Origin of the sequence: Microbacterium sp. BH-3-3-3 (genome assembly GCF_007679045.1) — a bacterium.
Taxonomy (GTDB): domain Bacteria; phylum Actinomycetota; class Actinomycetes; order Actinomycetales; family Microbacteriaceae; genus Microbacterium; species Microbacterium algihabitans.
In genome coordinates this window covers 66,913-87,636 of the sequence record NZ_VEFS01000003.1, presented here as the reverse complement: position 1 = coordinate 87,636, position 20,724 = coordinate 66,913, and the positions used below count along the sequence as shown (strand labels likewise).

Annotated in this window: 20 protein-coding genes; 9 read left to right on the top strand and 11 right to left on the bottom strand. The window is 70.5% G+C overall.

Translation table 11 applies throughout. From position 1 onward, the window contains the following. Window positions 1-2: 2 nt before the first annotated feature. A complete protein-coding gene (locus FS769_RS10760) occupies window positions 3-1,625 on the bottom strand; it encodes a carboxyl transferase domain-containing protein (protein WP_144833290.1) in 1,623 nt (540 codons plus the stop codon). A gap of 322 nt (window positions 1,626-1,947) precedes the next feature. Between FS769_RS10760 and FS769_RS10755 the strand changes: the two genes are divergently transcribed. Further along, window positions 1,948-2,649, top strand: a complete 702-nt coding sequence (locus FS769_RS10755) for a TetR/AcrR family transcriptional regulator (protein WP_396652421.1) — start codon at window positions 1,948-1,950, stop codon at window positions 2,647-2,649. Window positions 2,650-2,789: 140 nt separating this feature from the next. On the opposite strand, the gene FS769_RS10750 is transcribed toward FS769_RS10755, so the two are convergent. The 3 genes from FS769_RS10750 to pdhA form a co-directional block, all read right to left on the bottom strand. Further along, the gene (locus tag FS769_RS10750; protein ID WP_144833287.1) at window positions 2,790-4,280 is read right to left on the bottom strand and encodes a dihydrolipoamide acetyltransferase family protein; all 1,491 of its coding nucleotides are present in this window, start codon (window positions 4,278-4,280) and stop codon (window positions 2,790-2,792) included. Between the two features lie 55 nt (window positions 4,281-4,335). Further along, on the bottom strand, window positions 4,336-5,379 hold the full coding sequence (locus tag FS769_RS10745; protein WP_144833285.1) for an alpha-ketoacid dehydrogenase subunit beta: 1,044 nt from the start codon (window positions 5,377-5,379) through the stop codon (window positions 4,336-4,338). Between the two features lie 156 nt (window positions 5,380-5,535). After that, window positions 5,536-6,681, bottom strand: coding sequence for a pyruvate dehydrogenase (acetyl-transferring) E1 component subunit alpha (gene pdhA / locus FS769_RS10740; RefSeq protein WP_144833283.1), 1,146 nt, complete (start codon window positions 6,679-6,681; stop codon window positions 5,536-5,538). 177 nt (window positions 6,682-6,858) lie between these two features. On the opposite strand from pdhA, the gene FS769_RS10735 reads away from it, so the two are divergent. After that, a complete protein-coding gene (locus tag FS769_RS10735) occupies window positions 6,859-7,332 on the top strand; it encodes an Lrp/AsnC family transcriptional regulator (RefSeq protein ID WP_144833281.1) in 474 nt (157 codons plus the stop codon). A 141-nt stretch (window positions 7,333-7,473) separates the two neighbouring features. Here FS769_RS10735 and FS769_RS10730 read toward each other — a convergent pair whose 3' ends face one another. Beyond that, entirely contained in the window at window positions 7,474-8,466 is a 993-nt protein-coding gene (locus FS769_RS10730) for a DMT family transporter (protein ID WP_144833279.1), read from the bottom strand. A gap of 71 nt (window positions 8,467-8,537) precedes the next feature. Between FS769_RS10730 and FS769_RS10725 the strand changes: the two genes are divergently transcribed. From FS769_RS10725 to FS769_RS10720, 3 genes are all read left to right on the top strand, one after another. Then, entirely contained in the window at window positions 8,538-9,098 is a 561-nt protein-coding gene (locus tag FS769_RS10725) for a CGNR zinc finger domain-containing protein (protein ID WP_144833277.1), read from the top strand. Window positions 9,099-9,200: 102 nt separating this feature from the next. Then, the gene (locus FS769_RS17095; protein WP_260979745.1) at window positions 9,201-9,332 is read left to right on the top strand and encodes a hypothetical protein; all 132 of its coding nucleotides are present in this window, start codon (window positions 9,201-9,203) and stop codon (window positions 9,330-9,332) included. Next, window positions 9,329-9,838 (top strand): GNAT family N-acetyltransferase, encoded by a 510-nt coding sequence (locus FS769_RS10720; RefSeq protein ID WP_144833275.1) that lies wholly within the window; start codon window positions 9,329-9,331, stop codon window positions 9,836-9,838. Before FS769_RS17095 ends, FS769_RS10720 begins: the two co-directional genes overlap by 4 nt. Before the next feature lie 69 nt (window positions 9,839-9,907). Here FS769_RS10720 and FS769_RS10715 read toward each other — a convergent pair whose 3' ends face one another. Further along, entirely contained in the window at window positions 9,908-10,786 is an 879-nt protein-coding gene (locus tag FS769_RS10715) for an alpha/beta fold hydrolase (RefSeq protein ID WP_144833273.1), read from the bottom strand. 344 nt (window positions 10,787-11,130) lie between these two features. Between FS769_RS10715 and FS769_RS10710 the strand changes: the two genes are divergently transcribed. Both FS769_RS10710 and FS769_RS10705 read left to right on the top strand, forming a co-directional pair. Next, on the top strand, window positions 11,131-11,865 hold the full coding sequence (locus tag FS769_RS10710) for an exonuclease domain-containing protein (protein WP_144833271.1): 735 nt from the start codon (window positions 11,131-11,133) through the stop codon (window positions 11,863-11,865). Window positions 11,866-12,524: 659 nt separating this feature from the next. Next, a complete protein-coding gene (locus tag FS769_RS10705; protein WP_260979744.1) occupies window positions 12,525-14,228 on the top strand; it encodes an HNH endonuclease signature motif containing protein in 1,704 nt (567 codons plus the stop codon). A gap of 122 nt (window positions 14,229-14,350) precedes the next feature. Here the strand turns inward: FS769_RS10705 and FS769_RS17090 are convergent, their stop codons facing one another. Continuing rightward, a complete protein-coding gene (locus FS769_RS17090; protein ID WP_260979743.1) occupies window positions 14,351-14,632 on the bottom strand; it encodes a GNAT family N-acetyltransferase in 282 nt (93 codons plus the stop codon). Further along, the gene (locus FS769_RS17085; RefSeq protein ID WP_260979742.1) at window positions 14,626-14,907 is read right to left on the bottom strand and encodes a hypothetical protein; all 282 of its coding nucleotides are present in this window, start codon (window positions 14,905-14,907) and stop codon (window positions 14,626-14,628) included. Before FS769_RS17085 ends, FS769_RS17090 begins: the two co-directional genes overlap by 7 nt. A gap of 309 nt (window positions 14,908-15,216) precedes the next feature. Between FS769_RS17085 and FS769_RS10695 the strand changes: the two genes are divergently transcribed. After that, the gene (locus FS769_RS10695) at window positions 15,217-16,023 is read left to right on the top strand and encodes a carbon-nitrogen hydrolase family protein (protein ID WP_144833267.1); all 807 of its coding nucleotides are present in this window, start codon (window positions 15,217-15,219) and stop codon (window positions 16,021-16,023) included. A 255-nt stretch (window positions 16,024-16,278) separates the two neighbouring features. Here FS769_RS10695 and FS769_RS10690 read toward each other — a convergent pair whose 3' ends face one another. The 3 genes from FS769_RS10690 to glgA form a co-directional block, all read right to left on the bottom strand. Next, window positions 16,279-16,530, bottom strand: coding sequence for a type B 50S ribosomal protein L31 (locus tag FS769_RS10690; RefSeq protein ID WP_055837630.1), 252 nt, complete (start codon window positions 16,528-16,530; stop codon window positions 16,279-16,281). A gap of 454 nt (window positions 16,531-16,984) precedes the next feature. Then, window positions 16,985-17,767 carry an ABC transporter ATP-binding protein gene (locus tag FS769_RS10685; protein ID WP_144833265.1) on the bottom strand — a complete coding sequence of 261 codons (783 nt, stop codon included), beginning with the start codon at window positions 17,765-17,767 and terminating at the stop codon, window positions 16,985-16,987. 143 nt (window positions 17,768-17,910) lie between these two features. Continuing rightward, complete coding sequence (gene glgA, locus FS769_RS10680) at window positions 17,911-19,101, bottom strand: glycogen synthase (RefSeq protein ID WP_144833263.1); 1,191 nt, start codon at window positions 19,099-19,101, stop codon at window positions 17,911-17,913. A 76-nt stretch (window positions 19,102-19,177) separates the two neighbouring features. Between glgA and glgC the strand changes: the two genes are divergently transcribed. Then, window positions 19,178-20,422, top strand: a complete 1,245-nt coding sequence (gene glgC, locus FS769_RS10675; protein WP_144833261.1) for a glucose-1-phosphate adenylyltransferase — start codon at window positions 19,178-19,180, stop codon at window positions 20,420-20,422. The last annotated feature ends 302 nt before the right edge of the window (window positions 20,423-20,724 follow it).

Sequence of the window (20,724 nt, the reverse complement as noted above, 5' to 3'; positions counted from 1 at the left end):
GTTCACATCCGGAAGAGGCCGAAGCCCCGGTCAGCCAGCGGCACGCGACTGACGACGTCGAGCGCGAGCCCGAGCATCGTGCGGGTGTCGGCGGGGTCGATCACGCCGTCGTCCCAGAGTCGGGCGGTGGCGTAGTACGGGCTGCCCTGCTCTTCGTAACGGTCGCGGATGGGTTTCTGGAAGGCCTGGTCGTCGGCATCCGTCCACTGATCACCGCGCGCGGCGCGCTGGTCGCGCGTGACGGTCGAGAGAACGGATGCCGCTTGCGCCCCGCCCATGACCGAGATGCGGCTCGAGGGCCAGGTCCAGAGGAACCGCGGGTCGTACGCGCGGCCGCACATGGCGTAGTTGCCGGCGCCGTACGAGCCGCCGACGAGGACGGTGAGCTTGGGGACGCGGGTGGTCGCGACGGCGGTGACCATCTTGGCGCCGTCTTTCGCGATGCCTCCGGCCTCGGCATCCCGCCCCACCATGAATCCGGTGATGTTCTGCAGGAAGAGCAGGGGGATGCCGCGCTGATCGGCGAGCTCGATGAAGTGCGCGGCCTTGAGCGCCGACTCGCTGAAGAGAACGCCGTCGTTCGCGATGATCGCGACCGGGTGCCCGTGCAGGCGCGCGAAGGTCGTGATGACGCTCTCTCCGTACAGCGCCTTGAACTCGTGCAGGGTGCCGGCGTCGACGAGGGTGTCGATGATGGCGCACATGTCGACGGGCTGCGTGACGTCGGCGGGGACGATGTCGTAGAGCTCCTGCGGATCCCGAGCGGGATCGTTCGGCGCCTCGACCTGCCAGACCGGCGCGGGCGTCTGCGGAAGGGTCGCGACGATGTCGCGGACGATCTCGAGCGCGTGCTCGTCGTCGTCGGCGAGGTGGTCGACGACTCCCGAGCGGCGGGCGTGCAGGTCGCCGCCGCCGAGCTGTTCGGCGGTGACGTCTTCGCCGATAGCGGCCTTGACCAGGGGTGGTCCGCCGAGGAACACCGTGCCCTGGTTCCGCACGATCACGCTCTCGTCGCTCATCGCGGGGACGTAGGCTCCACCCGCGGTGCACGAACCCATGACGGCGGCGATCTGCGGGATGCCGCGGGCCGACAGCTGCGCCTGGTTGCGGAAGATACGGCCGAAGTGCTCGCGGTCGGGGAACACCTCGTCCTGCATCGGCAGGAACGCCCCGCCCGAGTCGACGAGGTAGATGCACGGCAGGCGGTTGTCGAGGGCGATCTCCTGCGCGCGCAGATGCTTCTTCACCGTCAGGGGGAAGTACGCCCCGCCCTTCACGGTGGCGTCGTTGGCGACGACCATCACGTGGCGCCCGTGCACGAAGCCGATCCCGGCGACGACCCCGGCACCGGGAGCCCCGCCGTCGTAGAGGCCGTGGGCGGCGAGGGGTGCGACCTCGAGGAAGGGACTGCCCTCATCCAGCAGGCGGTCGATGCGGTCGCGGGGGAGGAGCTTGCCGCGGGCGGTGTGACGCTCTCGCGCGGCGTCGGATCCACCGCGGGCGGCCGTGGCGAGGGTTGCGCGCAGCTGTTCCGCGAGGTCGCGCTGGGTGGGCGGCGCGGGGGTGGCGGGCGCGGCGTTCGGTGACGTCTCGGGCGCTGGCGCGGTGACCGGTGCTGTGCTCATGGCGGCTCCGTCTCGGGGCCGCATCGTCGACGGCACCGTCGTTCCGGTCGGGGTCGTTTCCGCCGGAGGGGTTTTCAGTTAATGTTGGCTAACTGAGATTCCAGGCTAGCCCGAGCGGATGCCGATGACAAGAGCAAACGACGAGCCTTCAGGGGCCGACGGCGAGACGCGCGCTGACGCGGTGACCGCGGTCGCACCCGCTCGCGTCGACGTCTCGCCGGACGACGCCTCCGGCGCGGCACGCGACCGCGCGACGGGCCCGACGCCTGACCCCGCTTCCGGCACCGCCCGCGACCGCGCCAAGGCCGACCGCCGCGCGGCCCTGCTCGCCGCCGCCGCCCGCCTGTTCGCCGAGCGCGGGTTCGACGGCGTGACCCTCGGCGACATCGGCGAAGCCGCCGGAGTGAGCGGCCCGGCCGTCTATCGCCACGTCGCGGGCAAGCAGGCGTTGCTGGGCGCGATCCTCGTCGACGTCAGCGAGCGGTTGCTCGAGGGCGGGCGCCGGGTTGCCGGGTCCTCCGTCGCGCACACAACCGCAGACCCGGCCCCCACCTCCCGTGGGGCCGAATCCCTCCGCGATCCTGCACACACGGCATCCGCCCCCGACCGTCCTGCGGATCGCGGCGCCGACGCGCCGTCTCTCGCAGCCCCAAAGCCGCGTGTCGCGGCTGATCTCCGCACGACGGCGGCGCCCGCCGACACCGCGCTCCGCGCGCTCGTCGACTTCCACGTCGCGTTCGCGCTCGCCGAGGCCGATGTGATCCGCGTGCAGGACCGCGACCTGGATCGCCTCTCCCCCGACGACCGCCGCACGGTGCGCAATCTGCAGAACGCCTACGTTGCGGTGTGGACGGAGGCGCTCGCCACAGCGCTCCCGGATGCCGAGTCCCCCGCCGAGCGCCGCGTGCGAGCCCTGGCGTGCTTCGGTCTGATCAACTCGACCCCGCACAGCGTGCGCGGAGTGCCCGCGGCTCGCGTGCGCCCCACTCTGACCCGCATGGCGCTGGCGGCGCTGACGGCCTGAGTCCCCGCCATCCGCCCCGCAGCCGGCGCCCGGCTAGGCGCGCCCGCCTGGCACCCCTCAAAACCGGAAGGTGCCGAGGGCGACCACTCCCCCGGCACCCCGTCGATGCACCGCGCGACGACAACGCCGCCGCGGGTCGCTCAGCGCAGCAGCATCGCCCTCCCGGGCTCGCGCAGCACGCCGGCGACGTCGGTGAGGAATCGCGCGGCCTCGGCCCCGTCGACCAACCGGTGGTCGAACGAGAGGCTGAGGGTGAGCACGTCGCGCAGGGCGACCTCTCCGTGGTGCTCCCACGGCGTACGCCGCAGAGCGCCGACCGCGAGGATGCCCGCTTCGCCGGGATTCAGGATGGGCGTTCCGGCATCGACGCCGAACACGCCGACGTTGGTGATCGAGAACGTCCCGCCGGTCATCGCGGCGGGAGCGGTGCGTCCGGCGCGGGCCGTCGCGGCGAGCTCGGCGATCGCGTCGGCGAGGTCGACGAGGTCGAGCCGGTCGGCATCCGGGATCACGGGAACCACGAGACCGCGGTCGGTCGCGGCGGCGATCCCCAAGTTCACGTAGTGGTGCTCGACGATCTCACCCGCCGCTTCATCCCACTTGGCGTTGAGCGCGGGAGTCCGCCCGAGCGCCAGGCACACGGCCTTCGCGACGATCGCGAGCACGCCGATGCGGTGCCCGTCGAGCGCGCGGTCGGTCTTGAGCGACGCGAGCAGTTCGGTGGTCGCGGTGACGTCGAGGGTGAGGAACGTCGTCGCGTGCGGAGCCGTGAACGCGCTCTGCACCATCGCCGCGGCCGTGTGCTTGCGCACTCCGCGGATCGGCGTGCGTGTCACCCGGTCGCTGGACCGGCCGGTCGGGGGGACCGTCGACATTGAAGCGGGGGCGGATGCCGTGACCTCGCCCACCTGGCCGCGCGCCACCGTCCCACCGGGGTGAGCGGGGGCGGATGCCGCGACCTCGGGCATCGCCCGAGTGCGCGCAGCGAACTCCTCGACGTGGCCGCGCGTGACCATCTCACCCGGGTGGGCTGCGGCGACCAGCACGAGGTCGACCCCGAGGTCTTTCGCGAGCTTGCGCACCGGCGGGGTCGAGCGCGGACGCTCGAGAGGCAGGTCGATCGGACCGGTCTTGACGACGTCGTGGGGAGCGGCCTCGCGCACGGCGTGGTCGGAGTCGATCACCGCGGTCCCACCGCCGCGCGCGCGTCGCTTCGGACGGTTGCCGGATGCCGGGGCGGCGCCGTACCCGACGAGGTTCGGGGTCGCGCGGGCGGCGATGTCGTCGGCGGGGGCCTCGAGCGGTGCCTCGGTGACCGTCTCGACGGCGCGGCCGGCCCCGGCCTCTCGAGTCGCCTCAGCAGAGGGGGCCGCCGGGGTACCGGCATCCGTCCCGCCGAGGTCGAACGACACCAGGGGTGAGCCGACCTCGACGACGTCTCCGGCCGCGGCGTGCAGACCCTGCACGGTGCCGGCGTACGGCGAGGGGATCTCGACGATCGCCTTCGCCGTCTCGACCTCGGCGATCGTCTGGTTGAGGGTGACGGTGTCACCCTCGGCCACGTGCCACTGCACGATCTCGGCCTCGGGAAGCCCCTCGCCGAGGTCGGGAAGCAGGAACTCGGCGATCATCGAACGCCTCCTCCGATCGTGCCCGCAATCCGCCCTGCAGCACTGCGCTCCGCGATCATCGAACGCCTCCCTCGACGGTCGCGGCGGATGCGCCGCCGGTGGGCGAAGAGCCCGCACCGCGCTCGAGCACCAGATCCACCGCGTGCAGGATCCGGTCCAGATCGGGCACGTGGTGCTTCTCGAGCTTCGACGGCGGGTAGGGGATATCGTGCCCGGTGACGCGCCGCGGCGGCGTCTCGAGGTAGTGGAAGCACTCCTCGGTGATGCTCGCGATGAGCTCCGCGCCGACTCCCGCTTCGCGCGCGGCCTCGTGCGTGACGACGACGCGTCCGGTCTTGCGGACGGATGCCGCGACCGTGTTCATGTCGATCGGCGAGAGCGAGCGCAGGTCGATGACCTCGAGCGAGATCCCGTCGTCTTCGGCGGCGACGGCGGCGTCGAGGGCGGTTCGCACCTGGGCGCCGTAGGTGACGATCGTGGCATCCGTGCCCTCGCGGGCGACGCGCGCGAGGTGCATCGGCGGGGCGTCGGCGAGGTCGGCGTCGAGATCGACCTCGCCCTTGGAGTGGTACAGGCGCTTGGGCTCGAAGAAGATCACCGGGTCGTCGGAGGCGATCGCCTGCTGCAGCATGACGTAGGCGTCCTGCGGGTTCGAGGCGGCGATCACGCGGAGTCCGGCGGTGTGCACGAAGTACGCCTCGGGCGACTCGGAGTGGTGCTCGGCCGCGCCGACGCCTCCGGCCCACGGGATGCGGATGACCAGCGGCATCCGGATGCGACCGTTGCTGCGGTAGTGCAGCTTCGCGACCTGGCAGACGATCTGGTCGAACGCCGGGTAGACGAAGCCGTCGAACTGGATCTCGACGACGGGTCGGTAGCCGCGCAGGGCGAGGCCCACCGCGGTGCCGACGATGCCGGCCTCGGCGAGCGGGGTGTCGACGACGCGCTGCGCGCCGAAGCGCTTCTGCAGGCCGTCGGTGACGCGGAAGACGCCGCCGAGCTTGCCGATGTCCTCGCCCATGAGCAGGACTTTGTCGTCGTTCTCGAGTGCCTTCGACAGGCCCGCGTTGATCGCGGAGCCGAGGGTCAGGGAAGTCATCGCGACATCTCCTTCTCGTCGCCGTGGGGAGCTTCGGGCACTGCCGCGTTGATCGCGGAACCGAGGGTGAGGGAAGTCATCGCGACATCTCCTTCTCGTCGCCGTGGGGAGCTTCGGGCACTGCCGCGTTGATCGCGGAACCGAGGGTCAGGGAAGTCATCGCGTGCCCTCCTGCTCGAACCCCGCGAGGTAGTCCATGTACTCGGCCTTCTGCCTTTCGACTCCGGCATGCGGTTCCGCGTACACGTGGTCGAACATGGTCTCGGGCGCACGCGTGGTCGCTCCGATGCACGCGGCGCGCACGTCGGCGGCGAGGGCGTCGGCGGCCCGGGCGACCTCATCCATGCCGGAGTCGTCGAGCATGCCCTCGGCCCGCAGGTAGGCCTCGAGCCGGGCGATCGGGTCGCGACCGGCCCACCGCTCCACCTCGTCGGCGTCGCGGTAGCGGGTGGGGTCGTCGCTCGTGGTGTGCGGACCCATGCGGTAGGTCACGGCCTCGATGAACGAGGGCCCTTCGCCGCGGCGGGCACGGTCGAGGGCCCAGCGCATGGCGGCGACGCAGGCGAGGGCGTCGTTGCCGTCGATGCGGAGGCTCGGGATGCCGAAGCCCGGCGCCCGGCCCGCGATGGGGTACTTGGCCTGCACAGTGACGGGCTCGGAGATGGCCCACTGATTGTTCGAGCACACGAACACCACGGGGGCGCCGTACGACGAGGCGAACACCATCGCCTCGTTGACGTCGCCCTGGCTGGTGGCACCGTCGCCGAAATACGCCACGGCCACATCGGTCGAGCCGTCGCGCTGCGCACCCATGGCCCAGCCCGTCGCGTGCAGCGAGTGCGCGCCGATGATGATCTGGGGCGGGGCGACGTTGATCGACGCGTGGTCGTAGGCGGAGTGCTCTTCGCCGCGCCAGGCGAGCACGTAGCCCTCGGGCTTGGCGCCGCGGGCGAGCAGCACGCCGTGCTCGCGGTAGCTGGGGAAGGCGAAGTCGCCGGGAGCCATGGCGTGGGCGGTGCCGACCTGCACGGCCTCCTGGCCGCGGCAGGGCGCCCACAGGGCGAGCTGACCCTGGCGCTGCAGCGCGACGCCCTCGGCGTCGAGGCGACGGGTGAGCACCATGTCGCGGTGGAGGGAGCGCAGCTCGTGCGGCGAGAGGTCGGCGATCCAGGGATCGAGCTCGGCGTCGGCGATACGAGTGCCGTCCGGCTCGAGCAGGCGGAGGACGTCGTCGACGTCGTCCTGGGGGTCGTGGTCGTCGGCTCTTCCGGTCGAAGAGTCTCGCGTCTGGGTGTACGTCATCGTCATCCCTCCAGGTGCGGCCCGTGGCTCCTCGTGAGAGCCGGGGCGATCCGGGTGTCGGCAACAGCGCCGACGTGGCCGACCGTACGCGCGGAATGCACCCCGCTCAAGACCTCGTCGTCATATTGAGCACTGTGCCCATTGCAGACGGCCCCGGCGCTGCTAATGTTTCGCAGCATGAGCAAGCTCGACGCGGTCGACCTCGACCTCCTCCGCGCCCTGTCCGCCGATCCGCGCGCCACCGTCGTCGCGCTCGCCGAGAAGCTCGGCCTCTCGCGCAACACCGTTCAGGCGCGCATGAGCCGCCTCGAACGCGGTGGGGTGTTCCTGTCGTACGAGCGGACGTTGTCGGCGGAGGCGCTGGGCTTTCCGATCGAGGCGTTCCTGCAGGTGACCGTGCGCCAGGCCGAGCTGCCGATCATCCGCGAAGAACTCGCCAAGGTTCCCGAAGTGCTGCAGGCGCACGGGCTGAGCGGTCAGGTCGACCTGCTCGTGCGCGTCGCGTGCCGTGACACCCAGCACCTGTTCGACACCGATGCGCGCATCCTCGCGATCGAGGGCGTCGAGCGCACCGAGACCTCGCTGGTGATGGGCGAGGTGATCGGCTACCGCGTGGGCCCGCTGATGCAGCTGGCACGCGAGGAGAACTAGCCGCGAGGTCCCTGAGCCTGTCGAAGGGACCGGAACCCCTGAAAGACCGGTGGCTTCGACAGGCTCAGCCACCTCCGAACCGAAAGCCCCTGAGCCCGCGAGGTCCCTGAGCCTGTCGAAGGGACCGGAACCCGCGCCGGCCTACGGCGCCGGCACCACCGGGATGCTCGCCGTCTCGGTCTTCTCCTCGACCGCGCCGCCGGCGTCGAGCCGCACGAGCACGACGCCGACGAGGATCAGCGCACCGCCGACGAACTGCACGGGAGCGGGCGTCTCGCCGAGCAGCAGCCAGGCGAACCCGAGGGCGAACAGCACCTCGCTGAGCCCGACGAATGACGCGAGGCGCGAGCCGATGAGCGGCACCGCGATCACCCCGAGGGCGTACCCGACCGTGGTGGCGACGCCGCCCACCCAGAGCAGGGGCAGGATGCCGGGAACCTCGAGCCCCGCGAGCGACACCGTGATCGAGGGTGCGGCGAAGGGCAGGATCCCGGTGGCGACGAGGATGCCCATCAGCACGGTTCCGGTGATCAGGCCTCCCGCGGCGAGAGCGAGGGGCGGGAGATCGTCGCCCGCGCGCCCGGCGATGACGAAGTAGGCGGCCGCGCACACGGCGGCGCACAGCGCGAAGATCGTCCCCAGCAGGTCGAAGCGCGCCCCGCTGATGTCGACCACGAGCACGAGGCCGACCATCGCCACGACGGAGCCGATCAGCACCGCCTTCGAGGGAGCCGTGCGGGTGCGCGCCCAGACCGCGAGCACGAGCAGCACCGGCGCGATGTACTGGATGAGCAGGGCGACGGCCACCGGCATCCGCTGCATCGCGGCGAAGTAGAACAGCTGGCATCCGGCGACGGCCGTGAGGCCGAAGGCGAGGATGAGCAGTCCGTGTCGGCGGATGAAGCCGCGCTGTCGGCGGATCGCGAGGATCAGCGCGGGCGACAGCAGGAGCGCCGCGACCCCCATCCGCACGAGCAGGACCGCCCCGAGCGACCAGCCCCCGTCGAGCAGGGGCTTCACGAACGGACCGCTCGACGAGAACGCGAGGGCCGAGGCGACGGCGATCACGAGCCCGGTGACGGCTCCGGAGCCGTGTGGGGTGGGGCGCGGAAGGGTGACGGACGAGGTGGTCATGCGAGCCTGCTGTCAGGAGTGAAGAACGTTTACACTCGTGACAGTACGACCCGCGCCTGTCAGGAGTCAACATGGTCTTCATTCGTGACACCGAACTGGTGCTGCGCGCTGCCGTCGAGCTGGTCAACACCCTGCCGCAGACCGATGTCAGCGGCGTCGACACCCTCGAGGAGGTCGAGGCCCTCGAGGCCTTCACCGAGCGTCACGGCTACACCGGGTCGCGCACGCGCGATGCGCGCGAACTCGCGGCGGTCCGCGGCATCCGCCCCCGTCTTCTCGAGCTGTGGAGCACGGATCGCGACGGGGCGGTGCCCCTCGTGAACGCCATGCTCGCCGACGGTCGGGCGCTCCCCCAGTTGGTGCGGCACGACGGGCTCGACTGGCACATCCACGCGAGCGATCCGGCCGATCCGTTGGCGACGCGCATCCTCGTCGAGTCGGCGTTGGCATTCGTCGACGTCATCCGTGCGGACGAATACGCGCGCGTTCGCGTGTGCGACGCCGACGACTGCGCGGGCGTCTACGTCGACTTCTCGAAGAACGGCTCGAAGCGCTACTGCGACGCCGGCAATTGCGGCAACCGTATGAACGTCAACGCGTACCGTCGCCGCAAGGCCGAGGCTCCGGCCTGACCGCGGGGCGGGGATCTTCCCCTCTTCTGCGGCGATGACACCTGCCCGGGGGGGGTGACGCACCGCACTGATCGCGATCGCGTGCGGACCCACGTTCGCCGTATGGATCGCCGACCCGTGATGCGCGTTTCGTGGGCGGATGCCGAGAACCCGCCCGACCTTCCCCTCGGGCGCTCCGTCTCGACGCCGTCGGCGCTCGGCCGTCTCGCGCTCTCGTCTACGGTCGAGGCATGAGCAGCACCGCGACGGTCCGCCCAGCCACCCTCGACGACGCGGACTCGATCGCCGCCGTTCATGTCGAGACGTGGCGTGAGACCTACACGGGTCTCATGCCCGATGAGATGTTCGACGACACCGCCCTCGAGCGGCGGCGTGGGGCGTGGGCGTTCATGCTCGGCGCCGACGCGCCCCCGCTGACCATCGTGGTCGCCGAACGCGACGCGCGGATCGTCGGGTTCGCCCTCGCCGGGGCGTCGAAGGGCGCCGACGCGACGAAGGGATTCGAGCCGACGCGCGATCTCACCCTCTTCGCGATCTACCTGCTGGCTTCAGAGCACGGCACCGGTGTCGGTCACGCCCTGCTCACGGGGGCCATCGCCGACCGTCCCGCTCAGTTGTGGGTCGCGAGCGCGAATCAGCGCGCGCGGGCGTTCTACGAACGGCATGGCTTCCGCGAAGACGGGGTGTCGTTCGAGGATGCCCACATCGGCGGCATCGTCGAACTGCGCATGGTGCGGTAGCGAGCCCGCTCGAGCCGAGCCCGATGTCTCCAGCCTGGCTCGGCACCTTCGCTCAGCACGAGCCCCCGCTCACTCCGCGTCCACGAACCCCCGGATCGCCGCCGCCGCAGCCTGAGGCGTCTCGTAATGGATGAGGTGTCCGACGTCGGGGATCTCGACGAGCTCGGCTCGCGGGAACAGCGTCGCGAGGTGACGTTCCGCTTCGATCGGCGTGATGTCGTCTTTCTGCGCGGCGATGAGCAGCGTGGGTTGAGCGATGCGCGGCGCGAACTCGCGCACGTCGTGCGACACGCTCGTCACGAAGGCCTCGTGCAGCACATCGCGGTCGGCGAACCGCGAGAAGTATTCGTCGTGCTGCTCGTGAACGAACCGCCGCAGTTGCGGGTCGCGTGTCTTCGCCATGGCGTTGCTCATGACGCGGACGATGAGTCCGTTGCGCAGAAGCCCCTCGCCGATCGCGCGAGGAAGCTTCGCCCCGGCCAGGTAATAGAACACGGCGAGGCGGGTCAGAATCCCTCGCGGCCCCTCGAGCGCGGGTGCACCGATCGGGTTGACGAGGATCAGTCTGGGCGTCGACAGCCCTCCGGCGACAGCGGCCGACGACACGATCGAGCCGAACGAGTGGCCGAGGATCACGGCATCCGGAGCGACGTCTTCGACGAAAGCGCGCAGCCACGCGGCGTAGGTGTCGAGGTCGTGCGGGCGCCCGACGAGAGGGGCCGTCTCGCCGAACCCGGGAAGATCGGGCGAGATGACCCGGATGCCGGGAAGGTGCGCCACGACGGGATCGAGCCCGTGGTGCTCGCCGCGGAAGCCGTGCACCGCGACGATCGTGGTCGCTGCGGAATCGTCGCCGTAGACCCAGTACGCGGTCGTGCCACCGAGCACGTGCGCCTCGCGTCGCGTCACGGGGATCGCGGCGAGCAGTTCGGCGTACGGATTCGGCATGGGTCGAGTCTAGGAGGGGGTTCCGACATCGACCTGGGCGCTGCGACGGAGCCCCTCCGCGCCCCGCGCGAACGCGTCCGACCCGCGCCCCCACGTTCGGGCATCCGGGCGCCGCGACGGAGCCCCTCAGCTCCCCGCGCGAACGCGTCCGACCCGCGCGAGCGCGTCCGCCCCACGCCACCACGTTCGGGCACCTGGGCGCCGCGACGGAGCCCCTCCGCTCCCCGCGCGAGCGCGAATCCGGCCCCCGGCCGAGCCGCGGCATCCGCCCCGGTCCTCCCCCGTCGACCCCGGTGCCTGCGCGCCTGGCCGCCCATGTCGGAACCCCGCTCTACCGTGGGCGCATGACCACGTGGCAGGCCGAGCCGCTTCCTTTGTTCCAGACGCCCGAGTGGGCGCGCCTCATCGGCGTGTTCGATCTCGAGACCACCGGGATCGACGTCGAGAACGACCGCATCGTCACCGCGCACGTCGGCGTTCTCGACGTCGACGGACACGTCGTCGACGCCCGCGACTGGCTGGCCGATCCGGGTGTGGAGATCCCGGCCGGGGCGGCCGCCATCCACGGCATCAGCACGGAACGCGCCCGGGCCGAGGGCGCTCCGGCGCCCCGCGTGGTCGGCGAGGTCGTCGAAGCGCTGTCGGCGCTGTTCGCGGCGGGGATCCCGGTCGTGGCCTACAACGCGCCGTTCGACTTCTCGCTGTTGAAGAACGAGGCGATCCGGCACGGCGTCGAGCCCATCGCCGCTCCCTCGCCGGTCATCGATCCGCTCGTCGTCGACAAGACGTACGACCGGTATCGCCGCGGAAAGCGCACGCTGTCGGTCGTCGCCGAGCACTATTCCGTGCCGCTCGAGTCGGCGCACGAGGCCTGTGCCGATGCCGTCGCGGCGGGTCGGCTCGCCCTCGCGCTGGCCGAGAAGTTCGGTCCCTGGATGCCGTCCACCCTCGACGAGCTCCACACCCGCCAGATCGGGTGGGCCCGCGCGCAGGCGGCGAGCCTCACCGAGTATTTCATCAAGATCGGGCGACTGGATGCCACGGCTCCCCCGGTCGACGGAGCGTGGCCGATCCGCTGAGTGGTGCTAGCGAGGTTTTCTGCGTCGCGAGCGGTTGCCTGATCCGCTGAGCGGGACCAGTTGCGACCTCGCCACGGCTTCCCCGCTCGATGACGCGTCAGTGGTCCGTGAGCGGTCAGGATCCTGATCTCGAACGGTGTCCCCGGTCGACGGCTTCTCACATAGCCGCGACCTCGGCTCGGCTCTCCGGTCGACAGCGTCGGGCGGCCTCACTGCACGACCTCGACTCGGCTCCCCGGCGGACGCGTCGGGCAGCCCCACTGCGTGATCTCGACTCGACTCCCCGGTCGACAGCGTGGGGCCGGCCCGCCCCTCGATCTGCCCTGCCGGTCCGATCCTGCCGAGCGGTCCTGCCACCGATTCAGCCTGGCCCTCAGCGCCGGTGCGAACTGTAGTCCCCGTCCCCGATCCCGCCCGTGGCCTGGACTTCTCCCGACCACGAACCCAATGTCTGAGGTCCCCGATACCGTTCTCCCATGACCAGCACCGCCCCTTCCGAAGACCGGCCGCGACCGGTGTTCCGCGAGACCGACGGTGCGCCCTGACCCAGCGATGACGAGCTCGAGATCGAGGCCCGATGGGCGGCGATACGCGAGTCCGCAGACGTCGACTGGTGGCCGTACGATCAGCCCACGCACCAGTCCGACGCACTCAGCGCAGTGCCCGAGGTCGAGTGGTGGGCGGATGCCGACGACGACGCCCCCTGCGCCGTGAACGGCGTGGTCATTCCGCTCCTCGTCGGCGACTCGCCCGCGTCCGAGTGGGCGGATATCGCGGGAGCACCGTCGGAAGTCCCCCGCGAAGCGTCCAGCGAGACCGCCCCGCAGAACGCCGTCGATCCGTTCGACGAGTTCCTGTCGGCGGATGCCGATGACGGCGACGTCGACGCCCCTCTCCATCGGCTGAAGGCCGTCGCGCGGCTGCGCCAACGGGCGACCGCGGAGGAGTACCGACTCATCGCGTCCATCCTGCAGTCAGCTGCCGAAGACCCCACTCCGTGGGCGGGACCCGATCCGACCCGTGACCCCTCATGGAGCGACGCACGTCGGCGCACCATCCGCGCCGTCCGCCGCGATCGCGCGGACATGGCCGAACGCGCCGCCGTCGCCGAGATCGCCGTGCGTCTCCGCCTGTCCGAGCAGACCGTCCGCACGCGCGCGGCGCACGCCCGCACCCTCGACGAGCGCACCCCTGCGGTCTGGCAAGAGTTCAGCGAGGGGCGCATCTCGGAGCGCCACGCGGTCGAGGTCGCTCGACTGGCGTCGTCCCTGCCCGACGAGCCCGAGCCGTTGCAACGATTCGATGAGCAGGTGTGCGAGCGAGCCGTGGTGCTCACACCCGCGAAGTTCGCCGTCGCGGCGCGCGTCATCCGCGAGCGCGTCCACGCGGAGTCCCTCGAAGAGCGTCATCATCGCGCGGCGGCAGATCGCGGCGTCTGGATGTCCGCCGAGCTCGACGGCATGGCCTCGCTGAGCGCCCTCCTCCCTGCCGATCGGGCTCGTGCCGTGATGTCGCGCCTCGACGGAGTGGCTCGCTCTCTCCGCGCCCTCCCTGACGAAGACCGGACTCTCGCGCAGCTGCGCGCTGATGCTCTGGCCGATCTCGTCGCGACGGTGTCCTCCGGCGCCCCCGAGCCGGCGCGAGTGGAAGCCGCCACCTCGGACTCACCGCCGGCAGGGGCATCGATGTCGACCCAGCCCGCGGTCGCTCCGCCGCAGGTCGCTCCGCCGCAGGTCGCTCCGCCGCCGATCGATTCACCTACGATCGATGCACCCTCGTTCGATTCACCGCCGGTCGCTCCGCCGCACGTCGCTGCGCCCCCGGCCGCTTCGCCCCCGGCCGCTTCTTCCCAAGCCGCTTCGCCACCCGCCTTCGCCGCACCGCGTTCCACGCCCTCCGCAACGGTGATCGTCACCGTCCCCGCCCTGACGCTGCTCGGCGCATCCGCCGAACCCGCCACGCTGGAGGGCTACGGCCCCATCGATCTCGACACGGCCCGTCGCCTCGCCGGCAATGCGACCTCGTGGATCCGTCTGCTCACCGACCCCGTGACCGGCGCGCCCCTCGCTCTCGACCGCAAGACCTATCGAGTTCCGCTCGCGCTTCGTCGTTGGCTCGGCGTGACGCATCCGACGTGCGTCTTCCCCGGATGCAATCGGGCCGCCCGCGAATGCGACATCGATCACCGCACGGCGTGGGCCGAAGGCGGAACGACCGACGAAGACAACCTCGACCCGAAGTGCCGCCATCACCATCGACTCCGACACGAAACGCTGTGGGAGCCGTCCGCCTCGCCCGACGGTGACCTGACATGGCGTTCGCCGCGGGGCGAGACCTTCGACGCGGATCCGCCGCCGTTCTAGAACTCACGCGCGGATCCGGGGAAAGCTCATGCCCGCGGTCGTGCCCCCTGCGTCCGAGCCCACCCGGTCAAGTCCACAGGAGCGAGCCCACGCTGTGGAGCACACGAACCCGCCAGCTCGACTCACTCCGCCTGCAGCGCCCGCCTCCACGCCACTTCCCGCTCCAGCTGCCCCGTACGACGGAACATCCGCACCTGATACGTATTCGCGAGAACGCCCGCGAGCTCGTCCCGATCCGCGGGCACGAACCCGAGGCTCTGCCAGAACCCTCCCGACCGACGGCTGAAGAGCCAGGCCGTATGCGCACCCTCGGCGGCTGCTCGCTCGAGAGCGAAGACGGCCAAGGCGCGACCGTGGCCCAGCAATCGTCGCTCGGGCGCGACCGCGACGCTCCGGATCAACACATGCCGCCCGTCAGCGCTGACTTCCCATCCCGTGCTGCCGATGATCCGACCGGCGCCAGCCCGAGCGGCGTCAGCCGTATCGGCGCCAGCCCGAGCGGCGTCAGCCGTATCGGCGCCAGCCCGAGCGGCGTCAGCCGTATCGGCGCCAGCCCGAGGAACATCAGCCCGACCAGCGCCAACCTCATCGGCACCAACACCAAGAGCACCACCCCGACCAGCGCCACGCCCTCCGGCACCACCATCACCGGCCTCAACCCGACGAGCACCGACGCCACAGGCACCGTCCCCACCAGCCCTCTTCCCACCGACGCCCTCGCGCTCCACCCACAGGCGCACCGTCGGCGCGTCGAGGCCGGCCACGGTCAGATCCGCCTCGCGCAGAAAGACCTCGATCTCCGCGATCTCCTCCGCCGTCCGGCACCGCTGCAACTTCATCGCTCCAGCAAACCAGCCCGGCGCAGACACCGACCACCCGCCCCACCACCCCCTCCAGCCACACGCCCAGCCCCACACTCCCGACCACACCCGCCCACCCCACACTCCCGACCACGCGCGCCTGCCCCACGCCCTGCCACACTGATCCGGTGACCTTCCGCATCGCCACCGTGCAGGCCGAAGCCCGACCCGGAGCCCTGCTCCACAACGTCTCGCGAGCGGCGCACCTCATCGCCGCGGCGGCGGAGGCGGATGCCGATGTGGTGGTGTTCCCGGAAGCGTTCCTCACCGGCTACGCCGACGAGGTCTTCGCGGCGCCCCTTCCCGACCTCCACGACCTGCAGTGGCAGGATCCTCTCCGACGCATCGTCGACGAGACCGGCGTCATCGCCATCGTGAACACCGCCCTGCAGACGGGCGGCAGACGCACCCTCACCGACGTGGTGTTCGCTCCCGGACGTCCACCGTTCGCCGCCTACGCCAAACAGCACCTCCACGCCCCCGAACGCGAGATCTTCGACGCCGGCGAGCGGGGCTTCTCGTTCGAGGTGAAGGGCGTCCGCGTGGCGTTGTCGGTCTGTTACGACGCGAATTTTCCCGAGCATGCGGCCGCCGCCGCGGCATCCGGTGCTCTCGTGTACGTGAACAGCGGCGCGTACTTCCCCGGGGGCGAGCGGCGACGCGACCTGCACTACGCCTCGCGAGCCCTCGACAACGGCGTGTACGTCGTCTTCAGCGGACTCGTGGGCGCGCCCAGCGACTTCATCGGCGGTTCGGCCGTGTTCGATCCGCTCGGTCGTCGCGTCGCCTCCGTCGAAGGTCGTGAGGGGGTCGCGGTCGCCGCCATCGACCTTGCCGTCGTCGCCGAGGCGCGCGCCGAGCAGCGCATGTGGCGAAACCGCCGCGACGACCTCGGAGGATACGAGAACGCGGGAAAGCTCACGTCGAGGGTCTGAGGGCAGGCACGCATTCGCGTGGACACACACGCGACGACGGGGCAGCGGGTGCAGTTCGTCGTGACCGGCGCTCGTCGGCAGAACGACCCTGAAGGATGCGAGACCGCGCGACACCGCGCCGTCCGCTGCACCCCGCAGCCGAGCCCGCCGCCCGACGCACCCCACGCACCGACGCACCCCACGCAACCAATTCGGAAAAGCGAAAGCCCCCCATCCCGAAGGACGAGGGGCTTTCGCTGCGAGAACCGCTGCGGATCAACGACCGCCGAAGTTCTTGAAGCGCTGGTTGAACTTCTCGACGCGACCGGCGGAGTCCATGATGCGCTGCTTGCCCGTGTAGAAGGGGTGCGAAGCGGACGAGATCTCCACGTCGATGACGGGGTACTCCACGCCGTCGAGCTCGATCGTCTTGTCGCTCGAGACGGTCGAACGGGTGAGGAAGGTGTCGCCCGAACCGAGGTCGCGGAAGACGACGGCCTTGTACGTGGGGTGAATGTCAGTCTGCATGGGAGGTCCTTTGAGAAGTGGTGTCCTGGATTCTGCCAGGACGTCAAAGTCTGCGGCGCCGAAGGCACCAACGTCAGAGTCTATCAGGCCCGAGCAGTGCCCTGACACGAGGGCGCCGGTTCAGCCGACACCCGGATCCGAACTCTCAGACCGCGCGGGCCACGTACCGCCCGGCCTCGCGCGTCAGCGAGATCTCGAGCCCGACCGACATAGGGAGTCGAGCGCGAGAAACGCCCGGATCCGAACTCTCAGACCGCGCGGGCCACGTAGCGCCCGGCCTCGCGCGTCAGCGAGATCTCGAGCCCGACCGACAGACGGAGTCGAGCGCGAGAAACACCCGGATCCGAACTCTCAGACCGCCCGCGCCGCGTAGCGCCCGGCCTCGCGCGTCAGCGAGATCTCGAGCCCGACCGACAGACGGAGTCGAGCGCGAGAAACACCCGGATCCGAACTCTCAGACCGCCCGCGCCGCGTAGCGCCCGGCCTCGCGCGTCAGCGAGATCTCGAGCCCGAACGTCTTCGTGAGGTTCTCGGCCGTGAGGGCCTCCTCGAGAGGACCGGATGCCACGACCTCGCCGTCGCGCAGCAGCAGCACGTGCGTGAAACCGACCGGGATCTCCTCCACGTGATGCGTGACCATCACCATGGCGGGCGTGGTCGGCGCCTGCGCGTAGCCCGACAGCAGGGTGAGCAGCTCTTCGCGCGCACCCAGGTCGAGGCTCGCGGTGGGCTCGTCGAGCAGCAGCAGCTCGGGGTCGGTCATGACCGCTCGAGCGATCTGCACGCGCTTCTGCTCGCCGTCGCTGAGGGTGCCGAAGGTGCGGTCGGCGAGGTGGTCGAGCTTCCACTCGGCGAGCACGCGAAGTGCACGACGCTCGTCGATGTCGTCGTAGTCTTCGCGCCAGCGACCCACGACCGAGAACGCGGCCGTGAGCACGACGTCGAGCACGGTCTCTTCCGGCGGCACGCGACGCGCCATCGCCGACGAGGCGAAACCGATGCGCGGACGCAACTCGAACACATCGGTGCGACCGAGACGCTCCCCGAGGATCGTCACCGAACCCGACGTGGGGTGCAGCAGGGTGTCGGCGAGCTGGAGCACCGTCGTCTTGCCCGCGCCGTTCGGCCCGAGCACGACCCAACGCTGGTCGTCCGACACCTCCCAATCGAGGTGGGACACGATGTCCCGCGCGTTCCGGCGGACGACGACGTCGGAGAACTCGAGCACCTGGGGCATGGATCTAGCCTACTGTCCGAGACAGGGGCTCCCGGATGCCACGCGGCCCCTGTGGAGAGTGCCGGAGCGCCCCCGCGCCCGTCGCGCGCGGCGATTTCCGAGACGTCCCCGGTCGTCGTGCCGCACATCGCGACCGCGGCCGCCTACCTCCCCGCGACCTCCGCGTAGAGCGCCGCGGTGGTCTCCGCGATGGCCGCCCAGCTGAAGTCCTCGACGGCTCGCGTGCGACCGGCTTCTCCGTAGGCCCGGGCGGTATCGGCATCCGTCACGACCTCCGTCAGCACGCGGGCGAGATCGTCGACGAACCGCTCGGGATCGACGGGCGTTCCGGTCCCGTCCTGCACCTGCTCGATCGGCACGAGACGCCCGGTCACGCCGTCGACGACGACCTCGGGGATGCCGCCGGTCGCCGTCCCGACGACCGCTGCGCCGCACGCCATGGCCTCGAGGTTCACGATGCCCAGCGGCTCGTACACCGAGGGACAGACGAACGTCGTCGCCGAGGTGAGGATCGCGCTGAGCTCGTTGCGCGGCAGCAGCTTCTCGATCCACACGACCCCGTCGCGGGTGGCCTGGAGCCCCCGGACCAGCTCCTGCACCTCGGCCATGATCTGCGGGGTGTCGGGGGCGCCGGCGCACAGGATGAGCTGCACCTCGGGCGGCAGCTGCTCCGCCGCGCGCAGCAGGTAGGGCAAGCCCTTCTGGCGGGTGATGCGACCGACGAAGACGACCGAGGGGCGCGACGGATCGATCCCCTGCGACGCGAGGAACGCGTCATCCGACACCGGATGCCACGACTCGGTGTCGATGCCGTTGTAGATGACCCGCACCTTGGCGGGATCGAGCGAGGGGTAACTGCGCAGGATGTCGTCGCGCATGCCGGAGCTCACCGCGACGACCGCGGCGGCCCCCTCGTAGGCGGTCTTCTCGATGTAGCTCGAGACGGCGTAGCCGCCCCCGAGCTGCTCGGCCTTCCACGGGCGCAGCGGTTCGAGGCTGTGCGCGGTCACGACGTGCGGGATGCCGTGGAGCAGGGATGCCAGGTGCCCGGCGAAGTTCGCGTACCAGGTGTGCGAGTGCACGACGTCGGCGCCGGCGATGTCGGACACGATCTCGAGATCGGTGCCGAGCGTCTGGATCGCGCCGTTGGCGGAGGCGAGCTCTGCGGGCACACCGTATGAGGTCACGTCGGCTTCGTCACGGTCGGCGCCGAACGCGCGGACCTGCACCTCGGTGCCCTCGGCGCGCAGCGCCTTGACGAGCTCGGTGGCGTGGACTCCGGCTCCGCCGTAGATCTCCGGCGGGTATTCCTTGGTCACGATGTCGACGCGCATGACACGAACCGTAGTACAGCGAAAGGCGCGCCGCAGACGTGTTTCCGCAGCCGCATCCGCCCCTTAGTGTGGTGCCATGCCTGCAGCGCCGAAGGTCTTCGGAATCATCCTCGCCGGCGGCGAGGGAAAGCGACTCATGCCCCTCACGGCCGATCGCGCCAAACCCGCCGTTCCGTTCGGCGGCCAGTACCGCCTGATCGACTTCGCCATCTCGAACCTCATCAACTCGGGGCTGCGGCAGCTGGTCGTGCTCACGCAGTACAAGTCGCACAGCCTCGACCGTCATATCTCTCAGACGTGGCGCATGTCGCCGATGCTCGGCTCGTACGTCGCCTCGGTCCCCGCGCAGCAGCGACTGGGCAAACGCTGGTTCTCGGGCTCGGCCGACGCGATCCTGCAGTCGATGAACCTCATCCGCGATGAGAAGCCCGACATCGTCGTCGTCATCGGTGCCGACCACGTGTACCGCATGGACTTCAAGCAGATGCTCGACGCGCACATCGCCTCGGACGCGAAGGCCACCGTCGCCGGCATCCGTCAGCCGATCTCGCTCGCGAACCAGTTCGGCGTCATCGACACCGACCCCAGCGACCCGACGAAGATCCGCGCGTTCCTCGAAAAGCCGCAGAGCCCGGCAGGCCTCGCCGACTCGCCGCACGAGGTGCTCGCTTCGATGGGCAACTACATTTTCGACGCCGACGCCCTCGTCGACGCCGTCACGCACGACGGCGAGCTGCCGACCTCGGCCCACGACATGGGCGGCGACATCGTCCCCTACTTCGTCGACCGCGGCGAGGCGGCCGTCTACGACTTCCAGCGCAACGACGTGCCCGGGTCCACGCCCCGCGACCGGTCGTACTGGCGCGACGTCGGCACGATCGAATCGTTCTACGACGCGCACATGGATCTGATTTCGACGCTGCCGATCTTCAACCTGTACAACAACGACTGGCCGATCTTCTCGCAGACCTTCAACGCCCCTCCGGCGAAGTTCGTCCGTGACTCGGTCGGGCGCATCGGCAACGCGATCGACTCGATCGTGTCGCTGGGCTCGGTGCTGTCGGGAACCCACCTCGAGCGCAGCGTCGTCGGCCCGTGGGCCCTCGCGGGCGGCGGATCGACGATTACCGACTCGGTGCTGTTCGATAGCGTTCAGGTGGGTGCGGGAGCGCGGATCCACCGCGCGATCCTCGACAAGAACGTGGTGCTCGAGCCCGGGGCGACCATCGGCGTCGATCGCGAGCGCGACCTGGCCCGCGGTTTCACCGTCACCGAGACGGGCATCACCGTCGTCGGCAAGGACGTGCACGTCCACGCCTAGTCGTGAAACGCGGTTCCGGATGCCGAGAACCTCCGGATGCGAAGAGGGGGCGGTGACCGCGAAGGTCGCCGCCCCCTCGTTCGCAGCGATAGGAGGTGGGGAGCTTGCCGCTCCGCGTCAGACGCCCACGCGCTCGAACGCGTCGCGCGAGACTCGGCCTGCCCGCTACCCGTTCAGCTCCGCGTCGGACGCCCACTCGCTCGAACGCGTCGCGCGAGACTCGGCCTGCCCGCTACCCGTTCAGCTCAGCGTCAGACGCCCACGCGCTCGAACGCGTCGCGCGAGACTCGGCCTGCCAGGTA

Coding starts and splice junctions, on each gene's coding strand:
- FS769_RS10760 (WP_144833290.1), bottom strand. CDS start 1,625: ATGAGCACAGCACCGGTCACCGCGCCAGCGCCCGAGACGTCACCGAAC.
- FS769_RS10750 (WP_144833287.1), bottom strand. CDS start 4,280: ATGATCGCCGAGTTCCTGCTTCCCGACCTCGGCGAGGGGCTTCCCGAG.
- FS769_RS10745 (WP_144833285.1), bottom strand. CDS start 5,379: ATGACTTCCCTGACCCTCGGCTCCGCGATCAACGCGGGCCTGTCGAAG.
- pdhA (WP_144833283.1), bottom strand. CDS start 6,681: ATGACGTACACCCAGACGCGAGACTCTTCGACCGGAAGAGCCGACGAC.
- FS769_RS10735 (WP_144833281.1), top strand. CDS start 6,859: ATGAGCAAGCTCGACGCGGTCGACCTCGACCTCCTCCGCGCCCTGTCC.
- FS769_RS10730 (WP_144833279.1), bottom strand. CDS start 8,466: ATGACCACCTCGTCCGTCACCCTTCCGCGCCCCACCCCACACGGCTCC.
- FS769_RS10725 (WP_144833277.1), top strand. CDS start 8,538: ATGGTCTTCATTCGTGACACCGAACTGGTGCTGCGCGCTGCCGTCGAG.
- FS769_RS17095 (WP_260979745.1), top strand. CDS start 9,201: ATGGATCGCCGACCCGTGATGCGCGTTTCGTGGGCGGATGCCGAGAAC.
- FS769_RS10720 (WP_144833275.1), top strand. CDS start 9,329: ATGAGCAGCACCGCGACGGTCCGCCCAGCCACCCTCGACGACGCGGAC.
- FS769_RS10715 (WP_144833273.1), bottom strand. CDS start 10,786: ATGCCGAATCCGTACGCCGAACTGCTCGCCGCGATCCCCGTGACGCGA.
- FS769_RS10710 (WP_144833271.1), top strand. CDS start 11,131: ATGACCACGTGGCAGGCCGAGCCGCTTCCTTTGTTCCAGACGCCCGAG.
- FS769_RS10690 (WP_055837630.1), bottom strand. CDS start 16,530: ATGCAGACTGACATTCACCCCACGTACAAGGCCGTCGTCTTCCGCGAC.
- FS769_RS10685 (WP_144833265.1), bottom strand. CDS start 17,767: ATGCCCCAGGTGCTCGAGTTCTCCGACGTCGTCGTCCGCCGGAACGCG.
- glgA (WP_144833263.1), bottom strand. CDS start 19,101: ATGCGCGTCGACATCGTGACCAAGGAATACCCGCCGGAGATCTACGGC.
- glgC (WP_144833261.1), top strand. CDS start 19,178: ATGCCTGCAGCGCCGAAGGTCTTCGGAATCATCCTCGCCGGCGGCGAG.